The organism is Marivivens marinus (assembly GCF_035969385.1).
GTDB lineage: Bacteria > Pseudomonadota > Alphaproteobacteria > Rhodobacterales > Rhodobacteraceae > SELP01.
On the sequence record NZ_JAYKKJ010000003.1, the window covers coordinates 53847 to 76333 of the forward strand.

Annotated in this window: 21 protein-coding genes and 1 riboswitch; of the genes, 5 read left to right on the forward strand and 16 right to left on the reverse strand. The window is 63.4% G+C overall.

Annotated features, from left to right (window positions below; all coding sequences use genetic code 11):
- The first annotated feature begins 41 nt into the window (after positions 1-41).
- The 3 genes from soxR to U3648_RS05065 are packed head-to-tail and all read left to right on the forward strand — an operon-like array spanning position 42 to position 1940.
- On the forward strand, positions 42-479 hold the full coding sequence (gene soxR / locus U3648_RS05055; RefSeq protein WP_420858157.1) for a redox-sensitive transcriptional activator SoxR: 438 nt from the start codon (positions 42-44) through the stop codon (positions 477-479).
- 31 nt (positions 480-510) lie between these two features.
- Positions 511-1683 carry a pyridoxal phosphate-dependent aminotransferase gene (locus U3648_RS05060; protein ID WP_420858158.1) on the forward strand — a complete coding sequence of 391 codons (1173 nt, stop codon included), beginning with the start codon at positions 511-513 and terminating at the stop codon, positions 1681-1683.
- A gap of 41 nt (positions 1684-1724) precedes the next feature.
- Positions 1725-1940 carry an Ada metal-binding domain-containing protein gene (locus tag U3648_RS05065; protein ID WP_420858159.1) on the forward strand — a complete coding sequence of 72 codons (216 nt, stop codon included), beginning with the start codon at positions 1725-1727 and terminating at the stop codon, positions 1938-1940.
- Positions 1941-1943: 3 nt separating this feature from the next.
- Here U3648_RS05065 and rpe read toward each other — a convergent pair whose 3' ends face one another.
- Entirely contained in the window at positions 1944-2621 is a 678-nt protein-coding gene (rpe, locus tag U3648_RS05070; RefSeq protein WP_420858160.1) for a ribulose-phosphate 3-epimerase, read from the reverse strand.
- A gap of 126 nt (positions 2622-2747) precedes the next feature.
- Here rpe and U3648_RS05075 point away from each other — a divergent pair, with 126 nt between their 5' ends.
- A complete protein-coding gene (locus tag U3648_RS05075; protein ID WP_420858161.1) occupies positions 2748-3593 on the forward strand; it encodes an AraC family transcriptional regulator in 846 nt (281 codons plus the stop codon).
- Between the two features lie 4 nt (positions 3594-3597).
- Here U3648_RS05075 and U3648_RS05080 read toward each other — a convergent pair whose 3' ends face one another.
- The 10 genes from U3648_RS05080 to U3648_RS05125 all read right to left on the reverse strand — a co-directional run bounded on the left by U3648_RS05080 (position 3598) and on the right by U3648_RS05125 (position 14645).
- Positions 3598-4275, reverse strand: a complete 678-nt coding sequence (locus U3648_RS05080; RefSeq protein WP_420858162.1) for a DUF1523 family protein — start codon at positions 4273-4275, stop codon at positions 3598-3600.
- An 11-nt stretch (positions 4276-4286) separates the two neighbouring features.
- Entirely contained in the window at positions 4287-4559 is a 273-nt protein-coding gene (locus tag U3648_RS05085) for a hypothetical protein (RefSeq protein WP_420858163.1), read from the reverse strand.
- Position 4560: 1 nt separating this feature from the next.
- On the reverse strand, positions 4561-5913 hold the full coding sequence (locus U3648_RS05090; RefSeq protein ID WP_420858164.1) for a DUF6638 family protein: 1353 nt from the start codon (positions 5911-5913) through the stop codon (positions 4561-4563).
- Between the two features lie 355 nt (positions 5914-6268).
- Positions 6269-6622 carry a hypothetical protein gene (locus U3648_RS05095; RefSeq protein WP_420858165.1) on the reverse strand — a complete coding sequence of 118 codons (354 nt, stop codon included), beginning with the start codon at positions 6620-6622 and terminating at the stop codon, positions 6269-6271.
- Entirely contained in the window at positions 6619-8556 is a 1938-nt protein-coding gene (locus U3648_RS05100; protein WP_420858166.1) for an AAA family ATPase, read from the reverse strand. The genes U3648_RS05095 and U3648_RS05100 overlap by 4 nt, the downstream gene beginning before the upstream one ends.
- A gap of 113 nt (positions 8557-8669) precedes the next feature.
- Positions 8670-9788: a hypothetical protein gene (locus U3648_RS05105; protein WP_420858167.1), complete on the reverse strand. Its 1119-nt coding sequence runs from the start codon at positions 9786-9788 to the stop codon at positions 8670-8672.
- A gap of 152 nt (positions 9789-9940) precedes the next feature.
- The gene (locus U3648_RS05110; protein WP_420858168.1) at positions 9941-11017 is read right to left on the reverse strand and encodes a hypothetical protein; all 1077 of its coding nucleotides are present in this window, start codon (positions 11015-11017) and stop codon (positions 9941-9943) included.
- A 169-nt stretch (positions 11018-11186) separates the two neighbouring features.
- Positions 11187-11636 carry a 6,7-dimethyl-8-ribityllumazine synthase gene (locus U3648_RS05115; RefSeq protein WP_420858169.1) on the reverse strand — a complete coding sequence of 150 codons (450 nt, stop codon included), beginning with the start codon at positions 11634-11636 and terminating at the stop codon, positions 11187-11189.
- A gap of 80 nt (positions 11637-11716) precedes the next feature.
- Positions 11717-11864, reverse strand: a riboswitch (FMN riboswitch).
- A gap of 161 nt (positions 11865-12025) precedes the next feature.
- Positions 12026-12826: an endonuclease/exonuclease/phosphatase family protein gene (locus U3648_RS05120; protein ID WP_420858170.1), complete on the reverse strand. Its 801-nt coding sequence runs from the start codon at positions 12824-12826 to the stop codon at positions 12026-12028.
- A gap of 130 nt (positions 12827-12956) precedes the next feature.
- On the reverse strand, positions 12957-14645 hold the full coding sequence (locus tag U3648_RS05125; RefSeq protein ID WP_420858171.1) for a chloride channel protein: 1689 nt from the start codon (positions 14643-14645) through the stop codon (positions 12957-12959).
- Positions 14646-14711: 66 nt separating this feature from the next.
- On the opposite strand from U3648_RS05125, the gene U3648_RS05130 reads away from it, so the two are divergent.
- Positions 14712-16085: an FAD-binding oxidoreductase gene (locus U3648_RS05130; protein ID WP_420858172.1), complete on the forward strand. Its 1374-nt coding sequence runs from the start codon at positions 14712-14714 to the stop codon at positions 16083-16085.
- A gap of 209 nt (positions 16086-16294) precedes the next feature.
- On the opposite strand, the gene recN is transcribed toward U3648_RS05130, so the two are convergent.
- From recN to ftsZ, 5 genes are all read right to left on the reverse strand, one after another.
- Complete coding sequence (gene recN / locus U3648_RS05135; RefSeq protein ID WP_420858173.1) at positions 16295-17950, reverse strand: DNA repair protein RecN; 1656 nt, start codon at positions 17948-17950, stop codon at positions 16295-16297.
- A gap of 80 nt (positions 17951-18030) precedes the next feature.
- Positions 18031-18618, reverse strand: a complete 588-nt coding sequence (locus U3648_RS05140) for a hypothetical protein (protein WP_420858174.1) — start codon at positions 18616-18618, stop codon at positions 18031-18033.
- On the reverse strand, positions 18609-19463 hold the full coding sequence (locus U3648_RS05145; RefSeq protein ID WP_420858175.1) for an outer membrane protein assembly factor BamD: 855 nt from the start codon (positions 19461-19463) through the stop codon (positions 18609-18611). Before U3648_RS05145 ends, U3648_RS05140 begins: the two co-directional genes overlap by 10 nt.
- Positions 19464-19607: 144 nt before the next feature.
- Positions 19608-20528, reverse strand: coding sequence for a UDP-3-O-acyl-N-acetylglucosamine deacetylase (gene lpxC, locus U3648_RS05150; protein ID WP_420858176.1), 921 nt, complete (start codon positions 20526-20528; stop codon positions 19608-19610).
- Between the two features lie 193 nt (positions 20529-20721).
- Positions 20722-22335: a cell division protein FtsZ gene (ftsZ, locus tag U3648_RS05155; protein ID WP_420858177.1), complete on the reverse strand. Its 1614-nt coding sequence runs from the start codon at positions 22333-22335 to the stop codon at positions 20722-20724.
- Positions 22336-22487 lie beyond the last annotated feature (152 nt).

Sequence of the window (22487 nt, forward strand, 5' to 3'; positions counted from 1 at the left end):
GGTGTAATTTCTCAAGTCCGCTTTAGATCAAGGGGTTTTTCATGCAGGGCGGATTGACGATCGGCGATCTGGCGGAACGGACGGGGCTGGCCGTGTCGGCGATCCGGTTCTACGAAACCCACGGCATTGTGCAGCCGGTGCGCAACGCGGGCGGGCACCGCCGATACGGTCGGCCCGACATACGGCGTCTGTCCTTTGCGATGATCGCGCAGAAACTGGGGTTCTCCCTGTCCGAGATCGCCGCCGAAATGGCCGACCTGCCCGCCCATCAGGCCCCCAGCAAGGCCGACTGGACCCGCGTGTCCGAACGGATGCGGGACGGGATCAACGACCGTATCGCCCAGTTGGAACGATTGCGCGACCGGCTGGACGGTTGCATCGGCTGCGGGTGCCTGTCGCTCGACACCTGCGCCCTATACAATCCCGACGACACGCTTGCGGCCGAAGGTTCCGGCCCGCGCAAGCTGATCCGGGATTGACACCGGCCGAATGGGCTGGTCCCGTCCGCCCATGAAACTATCGAACCGTATCACCTCCATCAGCCCCGGCGGGTCCGACGGCTGGGGCGTCTTCTACCGCGCGCGGGCCATGTTGGCGGCGGGCACCCCTGTCACCGAACTGACCATCGGCGAACATGACGTGCGCACCGCGCCGGATATCCTTGACGCGATGCACCGGGCCGCGACGGGCGGGCACACCGGCTATGCCATCGTGCCGGGCACCCCGGCGTTGCGGCGGGCGGCGGCCGAACGGGTCACCCGCATGACGGGCGTGCCCACCGGCCCTGAAAACATCCTGATCACGGCGGGGGGGCAGGCCGCACTTTTCGCCGCCCATCTGGCAACCTGCGGGGATGGGCAAAAGGGCCTGTTCATCGACCCCTATTACGCCACCTACCCCGGCACCATCCGGGCGGCGGGCGGCGTGGCCGTGCCGGTTCAGGCGCGGGCCGAGGACGGGTTTCAGCCCCGCCCCGACGCCATCGCGGCGCAGGCAGAGGGGGCATCCAGCCTTCTGATCAATTCGCCGAACAATCCGACCGGCGTCGTCTATTCCCGCGACACGCTGGACGGCATCGCTTCGGTCTGCCGCGATCACGACCTCTGGCTGATCTCGGACGAGGTCTATGATTGCCAGGTGTGGGAGGGTGAACATATCTCTCCGCGTGCCCTGCCCGGCATGGCCGACCGGACTATCCTTGTCGGGTCGATGTCGAAAAGCCATGCGATGACCGGCAGCCGGATCGGCTGGATCTGTGCCCCGGTCGAGGTCATCGACCATCTGATCAATCTGTCCACCAACACCAACTACGGCGTGGCGGGGTTCGTGCAGGATGCCGCCACCTATGCGCTGGGTCTGGGGCCAGAGGCGGAGGCGCGGGTTGCGGCCCCCTTTGCCAGGCGGCGCGATATGACATTGGCGCTGATCGCGGGTCAAAATACCGTCCGCGCGGTCCCGCCGCAGGGCGCGATGTACACGATGCTGGATATCCGCGCGACGGGCCTGTCGGGGGAAGACTTCGCCAACCGCCTGCTGGACGAAGAAAGGATCGCCGTCATGCCGGGCGAAAGTTTCGGCACTGCGGCGGCGGGGCATATCCGGGTCGCCATGACCATTCCCGATGCGGCCTATGAAGATGCGCTGCGGCGGGTTCTGGCCTTCGCGGCGCGGCTGGCCTGGTGATTGCGCAGGATTCGGGCCGCGACCCGTGATAGGGTCGGGCCATGGATGACGACGCCCTCTATCATGCCTTTCTGGCCCGCGACCCGGCCCATGACGGGACGGTCTGGGCCGGTGTGACCTCGACCGGGATCTACTGCCGGTTCACCTGCCCTGCGCGAAAGCCGCTGCGCAGGAACACGCGGTTCTTCAATAGTCCCGAGGCAGCCCGCGCGGCGGGGCTGCGGGCCTGCAAGCGCTGTGATCCCGATAGTGCCTGAAGGTCAGGCGACAGAGGCGCGGATCGCGCGCATGTTGTCGCCGTAGACGCCGGGGTTGTCCACGGACCCACCCTTGAACACCGCCGACCCGGCGACCAGAACATCAGCCCCCGCCTCGACCACCAGCGGCGCGGTCTTCGGATCGACCCCACCGTCGATTTCGATATGCACCGGACGGTCACCAATCATCTGGCGCAGGCTGCGGATCTTGGCGGTCATGTCGATGAACTTTTGCCCGCCAAAGCCGGGGTTCACAGTCATCACGCAGACAAGGTCCGTCAGGTCCAGAAGATGCGCCACCGCCTCGGCCGGGGTGCCGGGGTTCAGGGCGACGCCCGCCTTCATCCCCGCGCCGCGGATCGCCTGAAGGGTGCGATGAATGTGCGGCCCGGCCTCGATATGCGCGGTCAGGACATCGGCCCCGGCTTCGGCGTAGGCGTCGATGTAGGGGTCCACCGGGGTGATCATCAGGTGGACATCCATCACCGTCTTCACATGCGGGCGGAACGCCTTCACGGCGGGCGGGCCGAAGGTCAGGTTCGGGACGAAATGGCCGTCCATCACATCCACATGAACCCAATCCGCCCCCTCGGCCTCGATCGCGCGAATCTCGGCGCCGAAATTGGCGAAGTCGGCGGACAAGATGGACGGGGCGATTTTCACAGAACGGTCGAAGGACATGGGCCATAGCCTCCCTTGGCAGCAGTTGCCGCCCCTCTAGCCCGAAAAACGGGCAAGGTCACGCGTTTGTCGCACCTGCGGCAGAATGCCGGGGGCGGGTTTCGTGGAATATGCTATTTTGATCCCATGACCATACAGCTTTTGAAGACACAGGATATTTTCGGACCCTCCGCCCGCTATCACCTTGCGCGGGCCGAGTTGGGCAAGGGACGCCCACGGCACCTGCACGGGCATGATTTTCACGAACTTCTTTGGGTGCAGAACGGGGTGGTGCGGCACCATTTGCCCGATAGCCGCGAGGACCTGACCGAAGGGGCGCTGGTCTTCGCTGGCCCCTTGCACCGGCATGGGCTGGAAGGCCGGGCAGAGGCGACATTGGTCGTGTCCCTGTCGCTGCACCCCGAGGTGATCGCCGATATCGGGCGACGGCACCCGGACCTTGCCGGCCATTTCTTCTGGTCGGATGCACCGACCCCGATCCGCGCCCATCTCGACAGTCGCCAATTGGCCGACCTGAACCATGCCGCGCTGCGGCTTGAGCGGGCACAGGCCCGCAGCGCGCTGGAACTGGAAACGTTCCTGCTGCCCCTGCTTGCCCGACTTCTGGACGAGGTGCGCGCCCTGCCCCCTAACCTGCCCCTTTGGTTGGCTCAGGCCTGCGCGGCGGTTCAGGATCCGGTGGTGTTCCGCGACGGGGCGGCGGGGCTGGTCGCCCGCACCGGCAAGGCCCACGCCCACGTCAGCCGCACGATGCGCCGGTTGCTGGATCAATCTCCGTCGGAATACGTGAATCGGTTACGGATGGAGTTCGCCGCCCGTCGCCTTGCCGGCAGCACCGACAGCCTGCCGGAAATCGCCACCGATTGCGGCATCCCGAACATGAGCCATTTTCACAAGCTGTTCCGCGACCACCACGGGTTGACGCCCGCGGGCTATCGGCGCCGGTTCCAGCGGGACCTGTTCCAGCCCTGACCAGCTACTTCCGCCGCCAAGTGTCCAGCCAGCGGCGCAGGCGTGACCGCCGTTCCGACAGCCCGGCGTTGACTTCGTCCATCTGGTGGCTGGCCTTGTCCATCATCGGGTCAAGGCTGCGTTCGCGGAACTGCGCCCAGGCGGCCCGCAAGAACAGCCATGCCACGATCAGGAAAATGAAGAAGCCGATGTTGAACCACGGGATCACCCGCACATCCGGCCCTTCGACCGGGCGAATGCCAACCGCGTTGGGGTAAATCGAAAAGAACCGGTTGCGCCAGCCATAATGGGTGATGACGACCCATTGCGGTTCTGCCGCCGTGCTGACCAGCGACGCGGCCTCTGCCTGAAGGTCGGAGCTGTCGAATTTGAAATAGGGCGGCCAGATCCAGCCCGAATCCTCGTTGCGATAGACCATCACCCCGGTCGTATCCCGTGGGATGAACCCCAAGAGGAATGTCTTTTGCCGATCCGTATTGATCAGCCGCAGGTCGCGGGTAGAGAGTTCCGTATTGCCGCTGTCGGCCTGCGCGTAGAACCAACGATTGAAACCGCTGAAATCGGTGCGGATCACCTCGGTCGAGGTGACGCGGGCGATATCGTGCTGTGGCAGGACATAGTGCAGCAAGCTGCCCAGAAGGATGACCATCACAATCCGGAAAGTCATTCGAACATAGCGCATCGGTCGCCCTTTCAGTTGGCGTTGGTCAGGTAGAGGATCGCGACGATCGCGACCGTCGGCACGATATAGACCAAGACGATCAGCTTCTTGCGAAAGCCGCTTTCATACTTGGCCATGCCCTCTTCCACATAGGTATCCCGGTCGGCCTGTTCACCCCCGGGGTTGTCTGCATCCCACTGTTTTTCCAGCTTTTCACGCCGGACAGAGCGGGAATAGATCGAGATCGACAGGTAGATCACCGACAGGAACAGAAATCCGAAGACGACCAGTTTCACCAGTCCCATATCACGTCCTCCTTACCGCGCCCCAAGGGCCGACCCGTTCGATGATATCCTCGCGCCGGGGTTTCGGCGGTTCCGGGTCCGCCATCGGCGCGTCATGCCCAAAGAGTGCCGCCCGCGTGCCCGCCTTGTCCACCTGGTATTCCCGGTCAAGGAAATCGGCGACATAGGCCTGTTTTTCTTCCGGCCAGCGGGCATAGGCGGCATAGAACGCCTCTTTGTGGCAGATGAACAATTGCCGGATATCCAGTGGGCACATCTCGGCCAACAACATGTTCACAAGGTCGGCGTCGGCGTGCCGGCTGGCGCGCAGGGTATAGAAATAGGCCGGGTGATCCGATGTGATCCGGGGCCAGGGCGCGTCCTCTTCGGCCCATCGGGCAAGCGCGGCCAGCCCCTGCCATTCCTCGGGCAGTTGGTCGGCGTATTTCCGGCCCAGACGCCGCAGGTCGCGCCGGGTCGCGCCGGTCAGGTCCTCGCCCAATTGTGCGGCCACTTCGGCGACAACGAAATCCATCTTCTGATGCAGGATCGCGGCCACGTCGATGCCGCGGCCTTCGACGATCGGTTCGGCCAGTTTGTTCAGCGTCAGGAACTTGGCGATCCGGGCCCGATCCGTGAAATCAAAGACGAAGGGCACCGGCAGGTCGCCCAGCGCGGATTTATCGCCCGAGGTGATGACGGCCGGGTGGTCCCCCCCCCGGAACACGTAAAGCCCGCCGAAATGCGAGGTCCAGAAATTGTCCTGACGGAACTCTGCCACATCCAGATCGACCGGGTATCGGGACACGTCCCCGGTTTCCTTGGCCAGCCCGATCATCTCGGCGATCAGGACATCGTCCCACCATGCGTCCTTGTCCGCCTTGAACCGGTCGATCAGCCGGCGCAGCTTGCGGGCGGTGGCGACGGTTCCAGCGGTCGTGTCCGCCTCGACCCGGATGGTGCGGATGTCGAACAGTTTCGCGGGGCTGTCCACGCGATAGACGGAATTGACCAACTCGCCCGCCACCGCGTCGCGGGCGGTCAGAGCGAACAGTTGCGCCGCGTTGTCTTCGATGAACTGGCGCAGGATGCCCCGCGCGGTCGAAAATTTCGCGTTCAGCAGCGGTGCGGTTTTCTGGTCGGTGGTCAGCAGGATGAATTGCCGGTTCACGCCATCGTGGTTCAGGTAAAGGTCGTCGCCCAATTCATCCGCCACCTCGGGCGAAAAGCCCGAAATGTCGATGTGGAAATCGGTCAGGGTCGTGGTCTTGCCGGTCAGATGTTTCAGCGCGCGGTTGTAACGCTCCACCCAGACCGGGCTGTCCACCACGATCAGATTGCCGAACATCAGGCCCTTTTCGATGAGGAGTTTCATGAAGATCCTCCCATTCGTCGGAGATCGACTACACAAGCAGCGAGTGCGGAAAATAGAGCGGAAAGCAAGCCGAACGGCACCAGTTCGGCACCAGTGTTGAACAAGTATTCCGCTGCCCCTATTGGGTCAGTAGAAATTACCGCGTGTAGTCCAGAATTGGCGCGAAGATGCAAAAGATATGACGCGGCCGTTCCCAGCAATAGTAGGAAAACAAGACTAACTGGAATGGAAACAACCAGTCCAAGTATTGGGCGCTTTCGATTCCGGAGGAATACCCAAGGCAACAACCAGCCCAGCGCAGCGAAGAGCCCGGTCGCCAACAAAAAAGTATCGAAACTACCGTACCACCCCTCCATCACCACGTCTCCTTGATCCAGTTCTTGGGCAGCCCCGCGATGGACAGCACCATGATCGGCCCCCAGAGGAGGGCCGAGATCAGCGAGAGCCGCCCGAAATGCACGACCCCCGCAGCAAGCCCGGCCTCGAACAGGGCCGCCATCGGCATCCCCTGCCAGACATAAAGCCCCGCGAAGAACAGCGCGCCGAAGACCCCCATGACGAGGGTGGACAGAAGCGCGATCAGCATCAGCGGCCGCACGCCTTCGGGGATCACCAACGCCAGCAGGCGCGGCACGGCCCAACCCAAGAGGGCGAGCACAGCCGCCGGAAGGATCAGGCCAGAGGCGAAGGCGTCGGTCAGGTTGGTCACCCCTTCCCCTCCAGATACCGCCGTTTCGCCTCTTCCTGCCGCCCGAAGTCGCGCACCATGTTTTCAATCGCCACCTCGTCCGACTTGTCGGCATAGCGGAATTCGCTGTCGGCGTAGCGGTTCACCTCTTGCAGCACCATGTCGATGGTGATCGGCTGGCGCAGCTCTTCGATCATCGCCCTTTTCGTGTCGTAGTCGCGGAACAGGAACAGGTCGGGGTTTTCCATCCATTCGTCGGGCAGTTCGAAATCCATCGCCCGGACCTTGACCGCGTCGGTGATGTTCTTGATCGCGCGGCCGGTGAACCTTTCGTCGGCTTCCTGAATGGCTTTCAGATAGGTGCCCATCTTGGCGATCGTGTCCAGATCACCGATCTGCGCCTGCACCCGTTCAAAGACCTTGGCCAACCCCTCTTCATGCGGGCGGGAATGGCTTTCGAAACTGGCGGCGACGGCCTTCTTGATCTCCTGCGCGGCGAACAGCTCGTGATCGCCCAGCGGGATATCGTGTTTCTTACCCATCAGAAGGGCAAGGATGTCGATATAATCCTCGCGCGTCTGCGGCCCGTCCACGAGGAACCGGGCACCCGCCCGCTGCCGCAGGGCGTCGTCGACATTCTCGGGATAGTTGGAGAACATGCCGAAGGTGCAATTGCCGCGCACCACGGTATTGGCGCCGGCGAAGGCCTCCATGAACACGGCCGTGACCTCTTGCTGGCCGGCGCTCGACTGCCGGTCGCCGCGTTTGCCCGCGATTTGGTCGATATCGTCGATGGTGCCAAAGCCGATCACGCCGGGGTCCAGCACGTTCTGGACAAAGGCCTTGGCGTTCTGGCCCGATTTTCCCTGATAGCTGTCGATATTGTCGATGCCGAAGTTCTGGTAGCGGAAGGCATAGCCCGCCACCTTGCAATAGTCGTTAATCAGCCCGGCCATCATCTGGATCAGGGTGGTCTTGCCCGTCCCCGGCTTGCCATCGCCCATGAAGGTAAAGATGAACCCGCCCAGTTCGGCAAAGGGGTTCAGCCGCCTGTCAAAGTCATAGGCCATCAGCATCTTGGACAGCTTCATCGCCTGATATTTGGCGATGTGGTTGCCGACCACCTCGTTCGGCTTCTTGAAGGTCATCGTCAGGGTCGTGCCCTTGGCCTTGCGGGCAGGGGTGAACCCCTGAATGGTCAGATCATCGTCTTCGACCTTCCAGCTTGCCCCGGTAAAGGGTGCAAGGCCGGTCGCGGTGCTGGCCCGCGCGGCGACCTTGCCCATGACCTGTTCGGCGAAGGCCAGAACGGTCGCGGCTGTTTTCGCGTCATCGGCGCCGTGGGTCGCGACGTCCTGATCCAGCTCCCACAGGGCGCCGTGCAGGGCCAGTTGGGCGTTCTCGGTCAGGATCTCATCGACCTCGCCCACCTCGACCGTATCCTCGCCCGCGTGATCGGCCAGCAGAAAGGATGTCGCATTGGCGAAGGTATAGAGAACGGCCAGCGCCTCGGCGCTCAGCCCTTCCGAGAACTCCGCCTTCTTCCCCGCGGGCAGCGCCCCTTCAAGGTTCTGGCGCTTGAGGTCCGACAGACCGGTGCGGTCGGAATACTGTTCGCCGATGGCCAGCGCGATGGCCAGGGCCCGGCGCAGCCCTTGCAGCACATGGGCCTGAACCGGGCTGGTCAGGGCATCGCCCCCGTCCGCCCCTTCGATCCGGGCGATCAGTTGGACACCCTCGCTGCGGGCGGTGCGGCGGGTGACAAGGCCGGGGGTGGTAGACCGGAAGGCGCGTCGGCTGCCGATCCCGGACGACCGTTCCGGGGCGGCGGCCGCCTCGGCCGGTTTGGCGATGCGGGGCGCATGATCGAAGCCTTCCAGCATCGACAGGGCCGCCGGGTAATGCTTGCGAATATCGTCCTCGCGCAGTTCCATCTGGTCGCTTGTCTGGCTCATCTTTCCTCCGTCAGGGTGGGTTGAAACCCACCTTACCTTTCCGCCACTTGCGTAAGGTGGGTCTCGACCCACCAAGTTCCCATTCCCGGCCGTAAGGTGGGTCTTGACCCACCTTACCTGTAGCTCAGCACCCTGCCCTGCGGGTTCACCACGAATTTGCGCACGTCCCGGAACCCTGGCGGGTTCCGTTCGGCCAGGGCCTGGAACGGTCGCTGCGGCATGATCAGCGCCCGTTCCATCGCCGTCGCCCCGGTTTCCGCCCCCTTCCCGGCAAAGGGGTCCAGCGCGAAGATCTCGCGTTCGGATGTGCTGAACCAGCCGTCCTTGACCCGCTCCACGCTTTGGCTCAGCAGGTCTTCCTCGGTCCAGACCAGCGCCCAGTCCTCGCCCTCGGGTGCGCGGGCGGCTTCCAGCACCTCGCGGATCGGGCCGGCCTGCCGGGTGAAGGCATGGGAATACATCGGGCCAAGGTGGATGCGGCGCAGCCGTTTGGGGTGCAGGTCGTGGAAATCCTCGTCAAATCCCTTGGCAATGGTCAAAAGCTTCAGAGAGGTCAGCGACTGCGCCATCAGATGCGCCTGTGCCTCCGGCCAGCGGCGTTCGTCCTTGGGCAGGCCGATCCGGCCCGTGTCCTCCACCTCCATCAGGTAGAGAGTGGGCAGGTTGTTCGACGCGTCATAAACCGCCCAGTGGATCAGGAACCGGCGGCGGCCCTCGGCGAGGTTTTCCAGCCAAACGACATCCGGGTCGTTGCGGGCAAGGAATTGCCCGCCCCTGGCCAGCTCCTGATAGTAAAGCCGCTGCGACAGGGCGTATTGCAGCTTGACCGGCACCGCCTGTTCGCCGGTGATGACCCGGACCATCTGGTCCTTCAGCGCCTCCTCGCCCGGCATTTCGGACAGATGCTTTTTCGCCTGAAGCGCGTCATTGGCCATTTCCAGCAGTTCGGTGAAGACCGGAAAGCCGCTTTCGACCCGGTCAAAGGTCAGGGCGCCCGCATGGGCGAAGCGGCCCGCGAAATGGTATTTATGCGCCAGCGTCCGAAAGGTCAGGTTCAGCCCGACAAGATAGCGGGCAATCGCCGCGATCTCGGGCTTGGAAAACCGCCCTTCGCTGTCCAGCACCGCCGCCACCCGGCCCAGATAGCCGGTGATCTTCTCGAACTTGCCGAAATAGCGCCGGGTAACGCGGGTATCTTCAAGGCGGAAATGATCGTCGGCGAGGTCAGCCATCCGCGCCGCCCTTCGAATGGAACGCCAAATGAATCTGCGCCCGTGGCGCTTGCGGCACGGGCAGCCCCCGACCGCCCCCCCGGGCGGGGGCTTCACCCCCACCCGCGGCCGGGGACCGCCCTATGGCGTCGGATGCGACCATCCGGTCAACCTCAAGCCCCATAGATATTCTTGTCGTGCTTCTCGACGATCTTCTGGAACCGCCGCACGAAGCGTTCGTCCGCCTTCGCCTTTTCTTCCAGCACCTTGCGGGCAAAGACCATCTGGTCTTCGTGGGCTTCCAGCATGTCGGCCATGCGGGCGTTGGTGGCCGATCCGATCGCGGCCATGGCGGTCTGCGCCTCCTGGTCGGTCTTGACCCCGATCTCGTTGATCCGGTGGGCGACGTCCTGCTGCTGCGCGGTTTTCAGCGACTTGGTCAGCGCGTCATACAGGACCACCCGCTGCTTGGTGTCGGTGTTCAGCTTGTTGATCAGCACCATCTGGGTCGCTGCCTGATTCTGAAGGCTGTCGATCCAGGTCTTGCCCTTTTCGATATAGCGTTCCAGCGTCTGCGACTTGGCCAGATGCACTTGCTCGGCCTGCACCAACTCGTTGTATTTCGCGTTCAGCGCGGCCAGTTCGCTTTCCAGCTTGGTGCGGGCGGCGGCATCCTGTTCGACGGAAATCTTGTTTTCCAATTCGATGATCTTCGGGTCCATCCCCAGAATCTCGGCGCGGACGGCCTCCAGCTCTCCGACCACGGCCTCGCGCTCTTCCAGCGTGCCGGTCAGATTGCCTTCGACCTTGGCCTTCTGTTCGTTCAGGACCGCCAGTTGCCCTTCCAGCAATTGCTGTATCACGTTGGATTTGGAAATCAGGTCCTGCAGCTTGTCATCGACGCTGGCGGTGCGGATGCGTTCCTGCCGCATGCTGTCGGCCTTGGCGCCGGAAAAGATACCGACAAAGCTCTCCCAGCCGGTCTTGGTCCGCATCTCGTCGAAATCTTTCGAGAACCCGGCGGTCACATCGTCCAGACCCATGATCAACTCGGCGATATTGGCGTTCATCGCCTCGGTGTGGGCGTGCACCTCTTCCAGCGTGGCGTTTTCGATATCCACGGAAATATCGGTCCCGGCCTCCATCTTCTGGCGGGCCACTTCGATCCGGCTTGTCATTTCGGCAATCTTGGCCTGTGCATCCTGCACCTGCGCCTGGCTGTCGCGGATCTGGGCATCGAAATCGGACATCTGGAAAACTCCCTCAAAGCATCACTGTCACCAACGTCAGATAGGTAATGTTAAATGAATTTACATACCCAGCGCGGCGGTTTCGCCCAAGTGTTGCAAATGCACACATGCTTGGGAAGAGGGGAAGCGCCTTTGCCTCCCCTCAAGGTCGAAACCTCCTGACAACCGGTCAGGCGGCGGTGGCCGGTTGCAGCGCCCGCCGCGTGGCCGTGATCGACAACGCCGCCTCGGCCGCCTCGCGCCCCTTTTTCACGAAATGGTCGCGGTAAATGCCGATGTGATGGGGTGTTTCGTGAAAATGGTGCGGGGTCAGCGACACCGACAAGACCGGCACCCCTGTCTCTAGTCCCGCCTGCATCAGCCCGGAAACCACGGCCTGCGCCACGAAGTCGTGGCGGTAGATGCCGCCGTCCACCACCAGCGCCGCGCAGGCGACGGCGGCGTAGCGGCCACTGCGGGCAAGGTCGCGGGCCAGAAGCGGCATCTCGAAGGCGCCGGGCACGTCGAAGACATCGACCGGCGTGTCCTTTGGCAACCCCTCGCGGAAGCCGACAAGAGCCTGATCCACGATCTCGGCATGCCAGTTTGCCTTGATAAAGGCATATCGGGTGTGTGTCATTTGGCAGATCTCCTTTCGCAACAGACACGTCACCCAAGGCGATCCCATGGGGCAGCCCTCCGCGGTCGCGGCGGGGCTGTCCATGCTCTCTTTCATCCGGACTATGACCGTCGGCTCAGGCCTCTCACCTGATCTGCTGACCCTCCGGCGAACCGAAGGCGCTCGCGGGCTCGTGGCCTTGCGCCACATACCGCCGGTGGGGAATTCCGCCCCGCCCTGAGAACGGGGCCAGATTACCCGGTTCGCGCGCAGCGGCAAGGCGATTTGCGGCAAGCGGACGGCTGGGAACGGCGGGCCCAACGGCCGTCAACACACGCGCCAAGGTCGGGAGAGCGGGACAGAGCGGACGTTCCAACCATCAGTTCCAACGGCAGCTATGGAAATTTAAGCTACAACTTCAGAACAAGCGGACAGTGATCTGAAACCTCGGGATCGTGGATCACGTCAAAGCTCTTCACCGCTTCTTCTTGGTTGATTAGCATGTAGTCGGCAAAGCGCCCTGGCTTGTTGTATTGCGAGCTACGCGTGCTACCGAAACCGCGCCCAGTCACTAGCTCAGTCAGCCCGGCATTTCCCAGGATCGAAAGCGTTTCGCTGTCCGGCTCGACGTTGAAATCGCCGCAGATCACCGTGAGATCGTCTGGCTCTGCAAGACTGCGCGACATGTCGAGCAGCTTCCGAGCTTGTTTCTCACGCTCTGGCGTATCCATTTTCCCATTCAAGTCGCGCAGACCATGCATATGGGTAATGCTGACGGCTCGGTTGGCGTCATAGTCCCATACCCGCACACCATGCGCGCTTCGGGAGCGCGGGTGATCGCCGTAACCGACAGGGGAAAAATCCTTGTGAACGAAGCCCTGCACCTGTCCAATGATCGGGAAGGACCGGTGTACGAAGGTCGCAAGGCCCCATTGCGAAGGGATTGAGGTATCATCGTCCCAAAGCACCCCTTGCGCAGCCGGACAAAAGATCGCGACATGCTCCGGCAAAGCAGCGTTGACGTCGCGAAACAAATTGGCGCGTTGCTGCAGGATGTGATCGCCGTCACGATACGTCAGCCAGTCTTTTTGAGACTCGGGGCTGTGGACGACCTCCTGCAAGCAAAGAATATCGGGAGCCATCGCGGCTAGGTATGGCAGCAGTGCATCGTGGAGCTTTCCACCCCAACCATTTAGACACATGATTTCCATTGCTTGCTTCCCACTTCCTAGAGCGGACATTCGCTGCAGCGACGAAAATATGCAAGTTGGGCTCAAAGTTGCCATTCGCCGTGCTTGCATAGCATTCACCTTAGGCCCGCTACGTATGAAGGATTCCACCCTAACTGTGCTCTTCCGCCGCCGTCGCTGCCAGCGCCCGGTTGTAGGCCCGAAGTGCATCGACCTGGAACAGGGCGCCCCAAAGCTCCGGCGCCTCGCCCTGCCCGCCCAGTTTGACCACCGGAAGGAAGGCCACGCCCGTTTCCTCGAACAGCGGCATCGCTTTTTCCAGCGTCGCGCCCGCGTCCAGATATTGGCCCTGTTCAATCATCGCCCAGCAGGCCGCTTCGTCCGCGCCGCGCGGCGCATCCTTGGCCCGCATGACGCTGGCCACCTGGAAGGTCGCCAGAAGATAGGCCTGCGGCCCGGCGGCCAGATGCACGCCGCGCCGTTCCAGCTGGGTCAGGAAGAACGACCGGTCCACCAGCCGCGACGACAAGGCCGTGGACAATGACACGGCGACCATGACCGCAAGGCCCGTCTGCCAGTCCCCCGTCAATTCAAAAACGATCAACGTGGTAGAGATCGGCGCGCCAAGGACCGCCGCCGCCACCGCCCCCATCCCGGCAAGGGCATAGAGTGTGGGCGAGCCGGAAAAATCCGGCAAGATAGAGGTTGCGATGATCCCGAAGGCCAGCCCGGTCAGGGCCCCCACCATCAGCGACGGCGAAAACACCCCGCCCCCCATCCGCCCGCCCATGGTGATGGCGGTCGCGATGATCTTGATGATGACAAAGGCGATGGCCTGCCACAGCAACAGGCGCCCCGACAAGGCCTCGGATGTGGTGCCGTAGCCGACCCCGATGATATGCGGAAAGGCAATCGCGATGGCCCCCAGCATGATCCCGGCGACCATCGGACGCAGATAGCGCGGCAGGCGCAGCCGCGCTTGCACCGCGCTGGCGAAATCCTCGGCCCAGAAGATCGACAGCATCAGGATCGTGGCGACCAGTCCACAGACCAGCCCAAGGATCAGGAAGGCAGGCAGTTCCACGTAGAACGACAGCGTGGTCATTTCCAGAAGGTAGTATTCGGTCACATCCCCCATGATCAACCGACTGATCACCGTGGCCGCGACGGCGGCGATGACAATAGGGGCAAAGGCGTGCACGGCGAAATGGCGCAACACCACCTCGAGCGCGAAAAGCGCCCCGGCGATCGGGGCGTTGAAACTGGCCGCCACCGCCCCGGCGACGGCACAGCCCAACAGGTCGCGCCCGGTGATCGCATCGGCCCGCATCCATTTCAGCACCTTGGTGGACATGACCGCCGCAAGGTGGACAACCGGACCCTCACGTCCGCTGGACCCGCCAGTGGAGAGGGTAATGAAGCTGGCCGCCGCCGAGGCAAGCCCCGCCTTCACCTCGACCCGGCCTTCGTTCAGGGCCGCGCCTTCGATCACATCCGCCACCGCCCTGACCCGCGCCTCGGGCGTGAACCGGTCAAGGATGAGGCCGACGATCAGCCCGCCGGTGGCGGGGATCAGGATCAGCCAATACCAGTCGATCTGGGCCGCTACCCGGTGGATGCGGGCGGTGTTTTCGGTGCCATAGACAAGCGACTGAAGCTGATCGACCCCAAGGCGGAACACCAGCGCGGCGAAGCCAGCGGCAATGCCGACCGCAAGGGCGATAAACCAGAATTGCACCTGGCTTGGCCCTTTCTGGCGCAGCACCCGCAGCGCATGGGCCAATGTGTCCCTTGCCCGCCCGGCAACCGCCCGGATTTCCGCGACAATCGGCTCTGCCATCGCCTCCCGCCTTCCCCGCAGGATCAGGCTGGCCTAAGGTCCGACCAGCCAAAGGGACTTTCCGCCATGACACTCGACGCCGCCCTTCCCGCCTTGTCTTCCCTCTTAGGGGATCGGCTGTGCCGGTCCAAGTCCGAACTGGACCACCACGGCCAATCCGAAAGCCACTTTCCCCCGACCCCACCCGAAGCGGTCGCCTATCCGGAGACAACCGAGGAGGTCGCGGCGCTGGTGAAAATCTGCGCCGATCATGGCGTCCCGGTGATCGGCTGGGGCGCGGGCACGTCGCTGGAAGGGCACGCGCTGGCGGTGCAGGGCGGGGTGGTGGTGGATTTCGCGCGGATGAACCGGGTCATCGCAGTCAACGCCGAAGACATGGACGTGCGGGTCCAGCCGGGCATCACCCGTGAGGCCCTGAACGAACATTTGCGGGCCACCGGCCTGTTCTTCCCGGTCGATCCCGGGGCCAATGCCTCGATCGGAGGGATGGCCTCGACCCGGGCGTCGGGGACGACGGCGGTGCGATACGGAACCATGCGCGACAATGTCATGGGGTTAGAGGTGGTCTTGGCGGACGGGCGGGTCACTCGCACCGGCACGCGGGCGCGGAAATCCTCGGCCGGCTACGACCTGACTGCATTGTTCGTGGGGGCCGAAGGGACGCTCGGGTTGATCACCGAACTGACCCTGAAATTGCAGGGGCAGCCCACGGCCGTATCCGCTGCCGTCTGTGCGTTCAGCGACATGAGCGACGCCGTCGCGACAGTGATTGAAACGATCCAGACTGGCGTGCCCATGGCCCGTATCGAATTCGTCGATGCGGCGACAGCACGGGCGGTGAATGCCTATTCCGACGCCGACTTTCCGGAAAAACCTCACCTCCTGGTCGAATTTCACGGGTCCGAGGTGGGCGTGGGCGAGGACGCCGAGATTTTCGGAGCCATCGCACGAGACAACGGCGCAGAGGGGTTCCAATGGGCACGCCAGACCGAGGATCGGAACCGGCTGTGGAAGATGCGGCACGAGGCCTATCGTGCAATCCTTGCGTCGCGCCCCGGTGCGCGGGCGATCGTGACGGATGTCTGTGTTCCAATATCGGCACTGGCGCAGGCCGTGGCGGAAACCCAGGCGGATATCGACGCCTCGCCGGTCGAAGCCCCGATCCTTGGCCATGTGGGCGACGGAAATTTTCACGCGATCCTGCTGATCGACCCCGACGACAAGGCCGAGGTTCGCGCCGCCGAAACCCTGTCTGCCCGCATGGCGGACCGGGCCCTGCGGCTGGGCGGCACCGTGACCGGGGAACATGGGATCGGCATGGGCAAACTGGGCTACATGCGTGCCGAACATGGCAACGGATGGGAGGTCATGGGCAGTATCAAGGCCGCCCTTGACCCCCAAAACATCATGAACCCTGGCAAGCTTGTTCCCCCCGAATAACGGGGCGGTGGGATAAAACCCACCTTACGAAGGGGCTCTGCCCCTCTGGCCCTTTGGGCCATTCACCCCGGGATATTTGTTGACCCAAAGAAGGAGGCTGGACTCAGCGTCCTTTCTTCCTTGGGTTAGAAATATCCTCTGGGGGCCATGAGTTTTCAGGATGGGGGGCGAAGCGCCCCCGGGTAAGGTGGGTCTTGACCCACCCCCCCCTAGACCGCGCGAAGCAGGGCTTTGGCGGCGGCTTTCGCCTCTGTTGTGATCTGGTCGCCGGACAGCATTCGGGCGATTTCGTCAATCCGGTCCGTCGGGCCGAGTGGCACAACTGTCGAGAGGGTTTCGACCTCGGTCTGCCGTTTTTCGACCCGCCAGTGATGTCCGCCAAGGGCCGCCACCTGCGGGCTGTGCGTGACCACCAGAACCTGACCGTCCCGCGCAAGTTCCGCCAACCGCCGCCCGACCGCATCCGCCGTGGCCCCGCCGACGCCCCTGTCAATCTCGTCGAAGATCAGGGTCAGGCCCGACGCCCCCTGTGTCAGGCAGACCTTGAGCGCCAGAAGAAAGCGGCTGAGTTCCCCGCCCGACGCGATCTTGTTCAGGGGACCGGCGGGCGCGCCGGGGTTGGTGGCCACGGTAAAGGCAACCTCGTCGCGGCCCTCTGGCCCCGGTTGCCCCGGTGTGATCACGGTGGCGAAAACCGCGCGTTCCATCTTGAGCGGGGCCAGTTCGGCGGCCATCTCGGCGTCCAGCTGGAGGGCGGCCTCGACCCGCGCCTCGTGCAGGTGGGTCGCGGCGGTTTCATAGGCGGCTTGCGCCTTGGCCACGGCCTCGGACAGCGTCCGTAGGTCGCCTTCGCCGCCGTCAATCACGGCAAGGCGGGAGCGCAGGTCATCCGCGAAGCCCGCAAGATCATCGGGCAGGACCCCATGCTTGCGCGCCAGCCCGCGGATGGCGAACAGCCGCTCTTCTGCGTGCTCCAGTTCGGATGGGTCGAATGCCAATTGATCGAGAAACCGTTCGACCCCCGACTGCGCCTCGCCCAGTTCGACCATCGCCCGATCCAGCGCGGCCAGCACGGGGTCAAGCTGCCCCTCGGCTTCGGCCACGGCACCGTCCAGCCAGCGGCTGGCGTCGCCCAACATTCCTTCAGCGCCATCCAGCCCAAGCGCCTGATATGCCTTCTGAATATCCTCGCGGATCCTTTCGGCCCCCTGCATCAGGCGACGCCGGGTATCCAACTCCGCCTCTTCACCGGGCTGCGGATCAAGCTTGTCCAGCTCGGCCACCGAATGGCGCAGGAAATCCTCTTCGGCCTTGACCTCGGCCAGCCGGGCCTCTGTCGCCGCAAGCGCCTTTTGCGCTTCGGACAGTGCCCGCCAGGCCGCGCGGGTTTGAACAATCTGTGGCTCGGTCCCGGCGAAGGCGTCCAACAGGTTCCGGTGCCCCCGCGGGTTCAGCAGACCCCGGTCGTCATGCTGACCGTGCAGTTCCACCAAAACATCGGAAAGTTGGCGCAGCACCTCGCCGGATGCACGGACCCCGTTGACCCATGCCGTCTTGCGCCCGTCGCGGGTATTGACCCGGCGCAGGATGACCTCTCCCTCCTCGGCGCCAATCCCGGCCTCTTGCAGAACCGCATGTGCCGGGTGACCGTCGGAAAGGTGAAATACGGCAGTGACTTCGCCCTGATCGGCACCGGCGCGGACAAGTTCGGCCCGCCCGCGCCAGCCCAGCACGAACCCAAGCGAGTCCAGAAGAATGGATTTCCCGGCCCCGGTTTCGCCGGTCAAGACGTTCAGACCCGGCTGGAATTCAAGCTCCAGCCGGTCGATGATCAGCATGTCCCGGATATCCAGGGTGCGCAGCACGAAAGCCTCCGGTCCGCAAATCTCGCGCCTTGTGTTTTGGATCAAGCGATGGGCACTTGCAAGGCACCTTGGCCTTTGCCCTAGCTGCCGGTGGTCGGCCCGACCCGCCAGTAGGAATAGCGGTTGCCATCCGCATAGGTCCGATCCGCCCGCACAACAAAGCCCGCATCGTCGAGCACGACAACGCTGCGCAGGTAGGGCAAGAGCACCCCATCGGGCCCGAAATAGGCCAATTCGGCGATATAGCCCTTCTCGGTCGGCGTGTTCCGCCGGACCAGCCGCGTGCCGTATTCTTCGGGCATGTCATCGACCACCTGGACGTATTCACAGGTGCCTTCGACCCGCCGGCAATCATGGGGGATGAACCGGATTATCGCGCCATCCATTCCATCGGCCTGGATGACGTTGCCGTCGGCGTTGGTGATCATGCTGTCAGTGACAATGGTCGCCCCCGCATGCACCTCGGTTCGCTCTTCGCGCCATGCCCCGTCGCCAAGTGCGGTCAAGCGCTGCTGGATGATCAGCCCATCCGAATCCTCGAAATCCAGAACCAGTTCGGACGTCACGCTGTCCATCTGCATCCGGATGTCCTGCGCGGCCAGCGGCGCGGCGAGGGCCACAAGGATTGCCGCGCCAAAGACTGCCGGGATGGCCCGGATCAAAGCCACTCGCCCCGGATCATTTGCCGGTAAATCGCTGAAAGCCAATTATTGCCCAGCGACCGCGGTTCCAGCCCCTCCCCGGTCAGCAGCGCATAGCTGTCCTGATACCATTCGGTGGACTGGAAGTTGTGGCCAAGGATCGCGCCAGCGGTCTGCGCCTCGTCCGTCAGGCCAAGCGACAGGTAGGATTCGACAAGCCGGTGCAGCGCCTCGGGCGTGTGGCTGGTGGTCTGGAAATCTTCGACGACAACGCGGAACCGGTTGATCGCGGCGGTGTAATGGCCGCGTTTCAGGTAATAGCGCCCGATCTCCATTTCCTTGGCGGCAAGATGGTCAAAGGCCAGATCGAACTTAAGGATCGCCGAGCGGGCATATTCACTGTCGGGATAGCGTTCGATCACCACCCGCAGGGCCTGAAGCGCCTGGAAAGTCAGGCCCTGGTCCCGGCCAACCTCGTCGATCTGGTCATAGTAGCTGAGCGCCAGAAGATATTGGGCATAGGCCGCATCTTCATCCGCCGGGTAGAAGTCAAGAAACCGCTGCGCCGCACCCCGGGCATTGGGGTAGTCCCCGTCGCGGTGATAGGAATAGGCCTGCATGATCAAACCGCGCTTGGCCCATTCAGAATAGGGATACAGCCGTTCGATTTCACCGAAATAGAAGGCGGCGTCATCCGCCTGCCCCTTCTCCAGTTCAAATTCGCCGCGTTGGTAGATTTCTTCCGCCGTGTAAACCTCAAGCGCACCTTCGCGGCGCGGGTCAAAAGTTGAACAAGCGGCTGTCAGGGCAAACGAAAAAAGGGCGGCGCCCAGAATCGCCTTGCCTTTTGCATTTCCGAAACGGCTCGACATGCGCTTGCCCCCGACACACTTTCCTTGTTCCCGAAACGCGCACACGCCCCGGATTGCCCTTGGTCTAGCACAGAAAAATGGGGGGCAAAATGCCTTTTGGCGCCTGTCGGCGTGACACGGCCATCCACGTCATGCCGCAAGAGGTCAGGCGACGTGCCCGAGGTCCGAAAAATGGACGCCAACGCCGGGCAGACGCGCCGCGATCCGCGCGTCGCAAACAACCCAATCCCATGCCTCGGGTCGGTCGAACAGCGCACGCAGCAATTTGTTCGTTAGCGCGTGACCGGCCCGACTGCCGGTGTAGCGCCCCAGAATCGGAGCACCGGCAGTGTAAAGATCACCAAGGGCATCCAGCATCTTGTGCCGCACCGCTTCGTCCCGGTGGCGCAGCCCGCCGGGCGACAGAACCTCGGCCCCATCCACAACGACCGCGTTTTCCAGCGACCCGCCAAGCGCAAGTCCGGCGGCATGCATCGCATCCACATCCGACTGCCGACAGAAGGTGCGGCTGTCGCAAAGTTCCCGAACGAAGGCGCCGTTGGCCATGTTCAGCATCTTTTCCTGCCGCCCGATCGCAGCATCGGCAAAGTCAATCTCGAAGTCGATTTCAAGGCTGTCAGAGGGCGAGAGCCGCGCGACGGCGTCCCCGCTTGATACCTCGACCGTCCGCAGCACGCGGATCGCGCGCAAAGGCGCAGCAAGGGCTGTCGACCCTGCGGCCACAAGCCCGCGCACGAATTCGGCAGACGATCCATCAAGGATCGGAACCTCTGGCCCGTCGATGTCGATCAGAACGTTATGCAACCCGCTGCCCGCCAGCGCCGCCATCAGGTGTTCGATGGTGGCGACCGAAACCCCGGCTTCGTTCACGATGCGGGTGTTCAGCGGTTCCTGCGATACGAAATCCCACCGAGCCCGAACCAGCGCATCCGCCCCAACCACATCGGTGCGGCGGAAGACGATACCATGATGCGCGGGGGCCGGGCACACACGCAGACGCGCAGGCTGGCCACTATGAAGGCCAACGCCTTCAAAGGTCACAGGCTGTGAAATCGTGGTCTGCAAGGGAAGCCCCGGATTCGTTCACGTTGCCCATGAGGTAAGCAAGCGGGGCCACGGGCTCAACTCACTCTTTCTAACGGGATGAAACATTCGAAACGAATTTGTTGCAACGCCCGCAATCTCCCCCTTAACCCTTTGATTAAGAATGAAAAAGGGCCGCACAATGGCGGCCCCTTGTCAGTCTGACGTTGCGTTCCTAGTTGGCCTGACGGCGCAGGAAGGCAGGGATTTCGATCTTTTCCTGTTCCGGATCGGCCTGTGGTTCGTCGCGGAAGGCATGAACCTCGGGCTGGGACCGCTGCGGCTGGGCCGCCGGTTGGTCAGCGCCATGGCCGGTCATCCGGTTGATCAGCGAGTTGATCCCGAAGCGCGGCTTTTCCGGTTCCACACGCTGGTCAGCGACCGGACCACGGGGCGCGGCAGCGGGGGCCGTCGGGGCCTTGTGAACAGCAGCCTGAAGACGGGCCAGCGCCTCCGGCGAGGGCGTTCCGGGGGCCGGGGCGCGCGGCGCGACAAAGCTGTCGGCGGTACGGTCCATCGACGGTTCCGGGCGCGGGCGATAGGCGGGCGGCGGCAGGTCGTCTTCGGCCACATCCTCAGCCTCAAGCTCTGCGGTCAGCTGTTCTTCGAATTCGTCGAACATGTCTTCCGGTTCCGGTGCCTTGGCGACCATGTCCTGCGCGTCATCGAACAGGCTGGGTTCTTCCATCACCGGGGCGGCAGCCGCGGCGACCGGCGCCGGGGTCGGCGCGGGGGCCACGGCCTTCGGCGCTTCGGTCGAGACGGTCTGGGTCAGCGGCTCGGACATCTTGCGGCGGGGAACCGGGATTTCCTGACGCACTTCGCTGGCGTCGATGCCGGTGGCAACGACGGACACGCGCATGTGGCCTTCCATATCCGGGTCCAGCGTGGAACCGACGATGATGTTGGCATCCTGATCGACCTTTTCGCGGATCTTGTTCGCGGCTTCGTCCAGTTCGAACAGGGTCAGGTCGTAGCCGCCGGTGATGTTGATGAGAACACCCTTGGCGCCTTCGAGGCTGATTTCGTCCAGAAGCGGGTTGGCGATGGCCTTTTCGGCGGCGTCGATGGCGCGGTTTTCGCCCTGCGCTTCGCCGGTGCCCATCATCGCCTTGCCCATCTCGTCCATCACGGCGCGGACGTCGGCAAAGTCGAGGTTGATCAGGCCCGGACGGACCATCAGGTCGGTCACGCCCTTCACACCTTGATACAGCACATCGTCGGCAAGGGCGAAGGCTTCGGTGAAGGTGGTGTTTTCGTTGGCAAGGCGGAACAGGTTCTGGTTCGGGATGATGATCAGCGTATCCACGACCTTTTGCAGTGCCTCAACGCCGTCTTCAGCCTGGCGCATCCGCTTGACGCCTTCGAACTGGAACGGCTTGGTCACAACGCCCACGGTCAGAACGCCCAGTTCACGGGCGGCCTGCGCGATGATCGGGGCCGCGCCGGTGCCGGTGCCGCCACCCATGCCCGCGGTGATGAAGCACATATGCGCGCCCGCCAGATGGTCGACGATCTGTTCGATGCTTTCCTCGGCGGCAGCTGCGCCAACCGTGGCCCGTGCCCCCGCGCCAAGGCCCTCGGTCACCTTCACACCCATCTGGATGCGGGCCTGTGCCTTGGATTGCTGAAGGGCCTGCGCGTCGGTGTTGGCCACCACGAACTCCACGCCGTCGAGTTGCTTCTCGATCATGTTGTTCACTGCGTTGCCGCCAGCGCCGCCAACGCCAAACACGGTGATCCGGGGCTTGAGTTCCTCTTGCCCGGGCATGGAGAGATTCAGTGTCATGCTCTGTCCGCCTGTCTGTTTCGGGCCCGTCCCATCGGGCGTTCTTGCCTAAATTGCTGCGATCCTAACGGCTTGTTGGACCGAGGTCACGAAAAAATGCGCCAAAACCTACCAAATATGGCGGTTTTCAGCGTCCTTTTCGCCGGATTTCG

Coding starts and splice junctions, on each gene's coding strand:
- soxR (WP_420858157.1), top strand. CDS start 42: ATGCAGGGCGGATTGACGATCGGCGATCTGGCGGAACGGACGGGGCTG.
- U3648_RS05060 (WP_420858158.1), top strand. CDS start 511: ATGAAACTATCGAACCGTATCACCTCCATCAGCCCCGGCGGGTCCGAC.
- U3648_RS05065 (WP_420858159.1), top strand. CDS start 1,725: ATGGATGACGACGCCCTCTATCATGCCTTTCTGGCCCGCGACCCGGCC.
- rpe (WP_420858160.1), bottom strand. CDS start 2,621: ATGTCCTTCGACCGTTCTGTGAAAATCGCCCCGTCCATCTTGTCCGCC.
- U3648_RS05075 (WP_420858161.1), top strand. CDS start 2,748: ATGACCATACAGCTTTTGAAGACACAGGATATTTTCGGACCCTCCGCC.
- U3648_RS05080 (WP_420858162.1), bottom strand. CDS start 4,275: ATGCGCTATGTTCGAATGACTTTCCGGATTGTGATGGTCATCCTTCTG.
- U3648_RS05085 (WP_420858163.1), bottom strand. CDS start 4,559: ATGGGACTGGTGAAACTGGTCGTCTTCGGATTTCTGTTCCTGTCGGTG.
- U3648_RS05090 (WP_420858164.1), bottom strand. CDS start 5,913: ATGAAACTCCTCATCGAAAAGGGCCTGATGTTCGGCAATCTGATCGTG.
- U3648_RS05100 (WP_420858166.1), bottom strand. CDS start 8,556: ATGAGCCAGACAAGCGACCAGATGGAACTGCGCGAGGACGATATTCGC.
- U3648_RS05105 (WP_420858167.1), bottom strand. CDS start 9,788: ATGGCTGACCTCGCCGACGATCATTTCCGCCTTGAAGATACCCGCGTT.
- U3648_RS05110 (WP_420858168.1), bottom strand. CDS start 11,017: ATGTCCGATTTCGATGCCCAGATCCGCGACAGCCAGGCGCAGGTGCAG.
- U3648_RS05115 (WP_420858169.1), bottom strand. CDS start 11,636: ATGACACACACCCGATATGCCTTTATCAAGGCAAACTGGCATGCCGAG.
- U3648_RS05120 (WP_420858170.1), bottom strand. CDS start 12,826: ATGGAAATCATGTGTCTAAATGGTTGGGGTGGAAAGCTCCACGATGCA.
- U3648_RS05125 (WP_420858171.1), bottom strand. CDS start 14,645: ATGGCAGAGCCGATTGTCGCGGAAATCCGGGCGGTTGCCGGGCGGGCA.
- U3648_RS05130 (WP_420858172.1), top strand. CDS start 14,712: ATGACACTCGACGCCGCCCTTCCCGCCTTGTCTTCCCTCTTAGGGGAT.
- U3648_RS05145 (WP_420858175.1), bottom strand. CDS start 19,463: ATGTCGAGCCGTTTCGGAAATGCAAAAGGCAAGGCGATTCTGGGCGCC.
- ftsZ (WP_420858177.1), bottom strand. CDS start 22,335: ATGACACTGAATCTCTCCATGCCCGGGCAAGAGGAACTCAAGCCCCGG.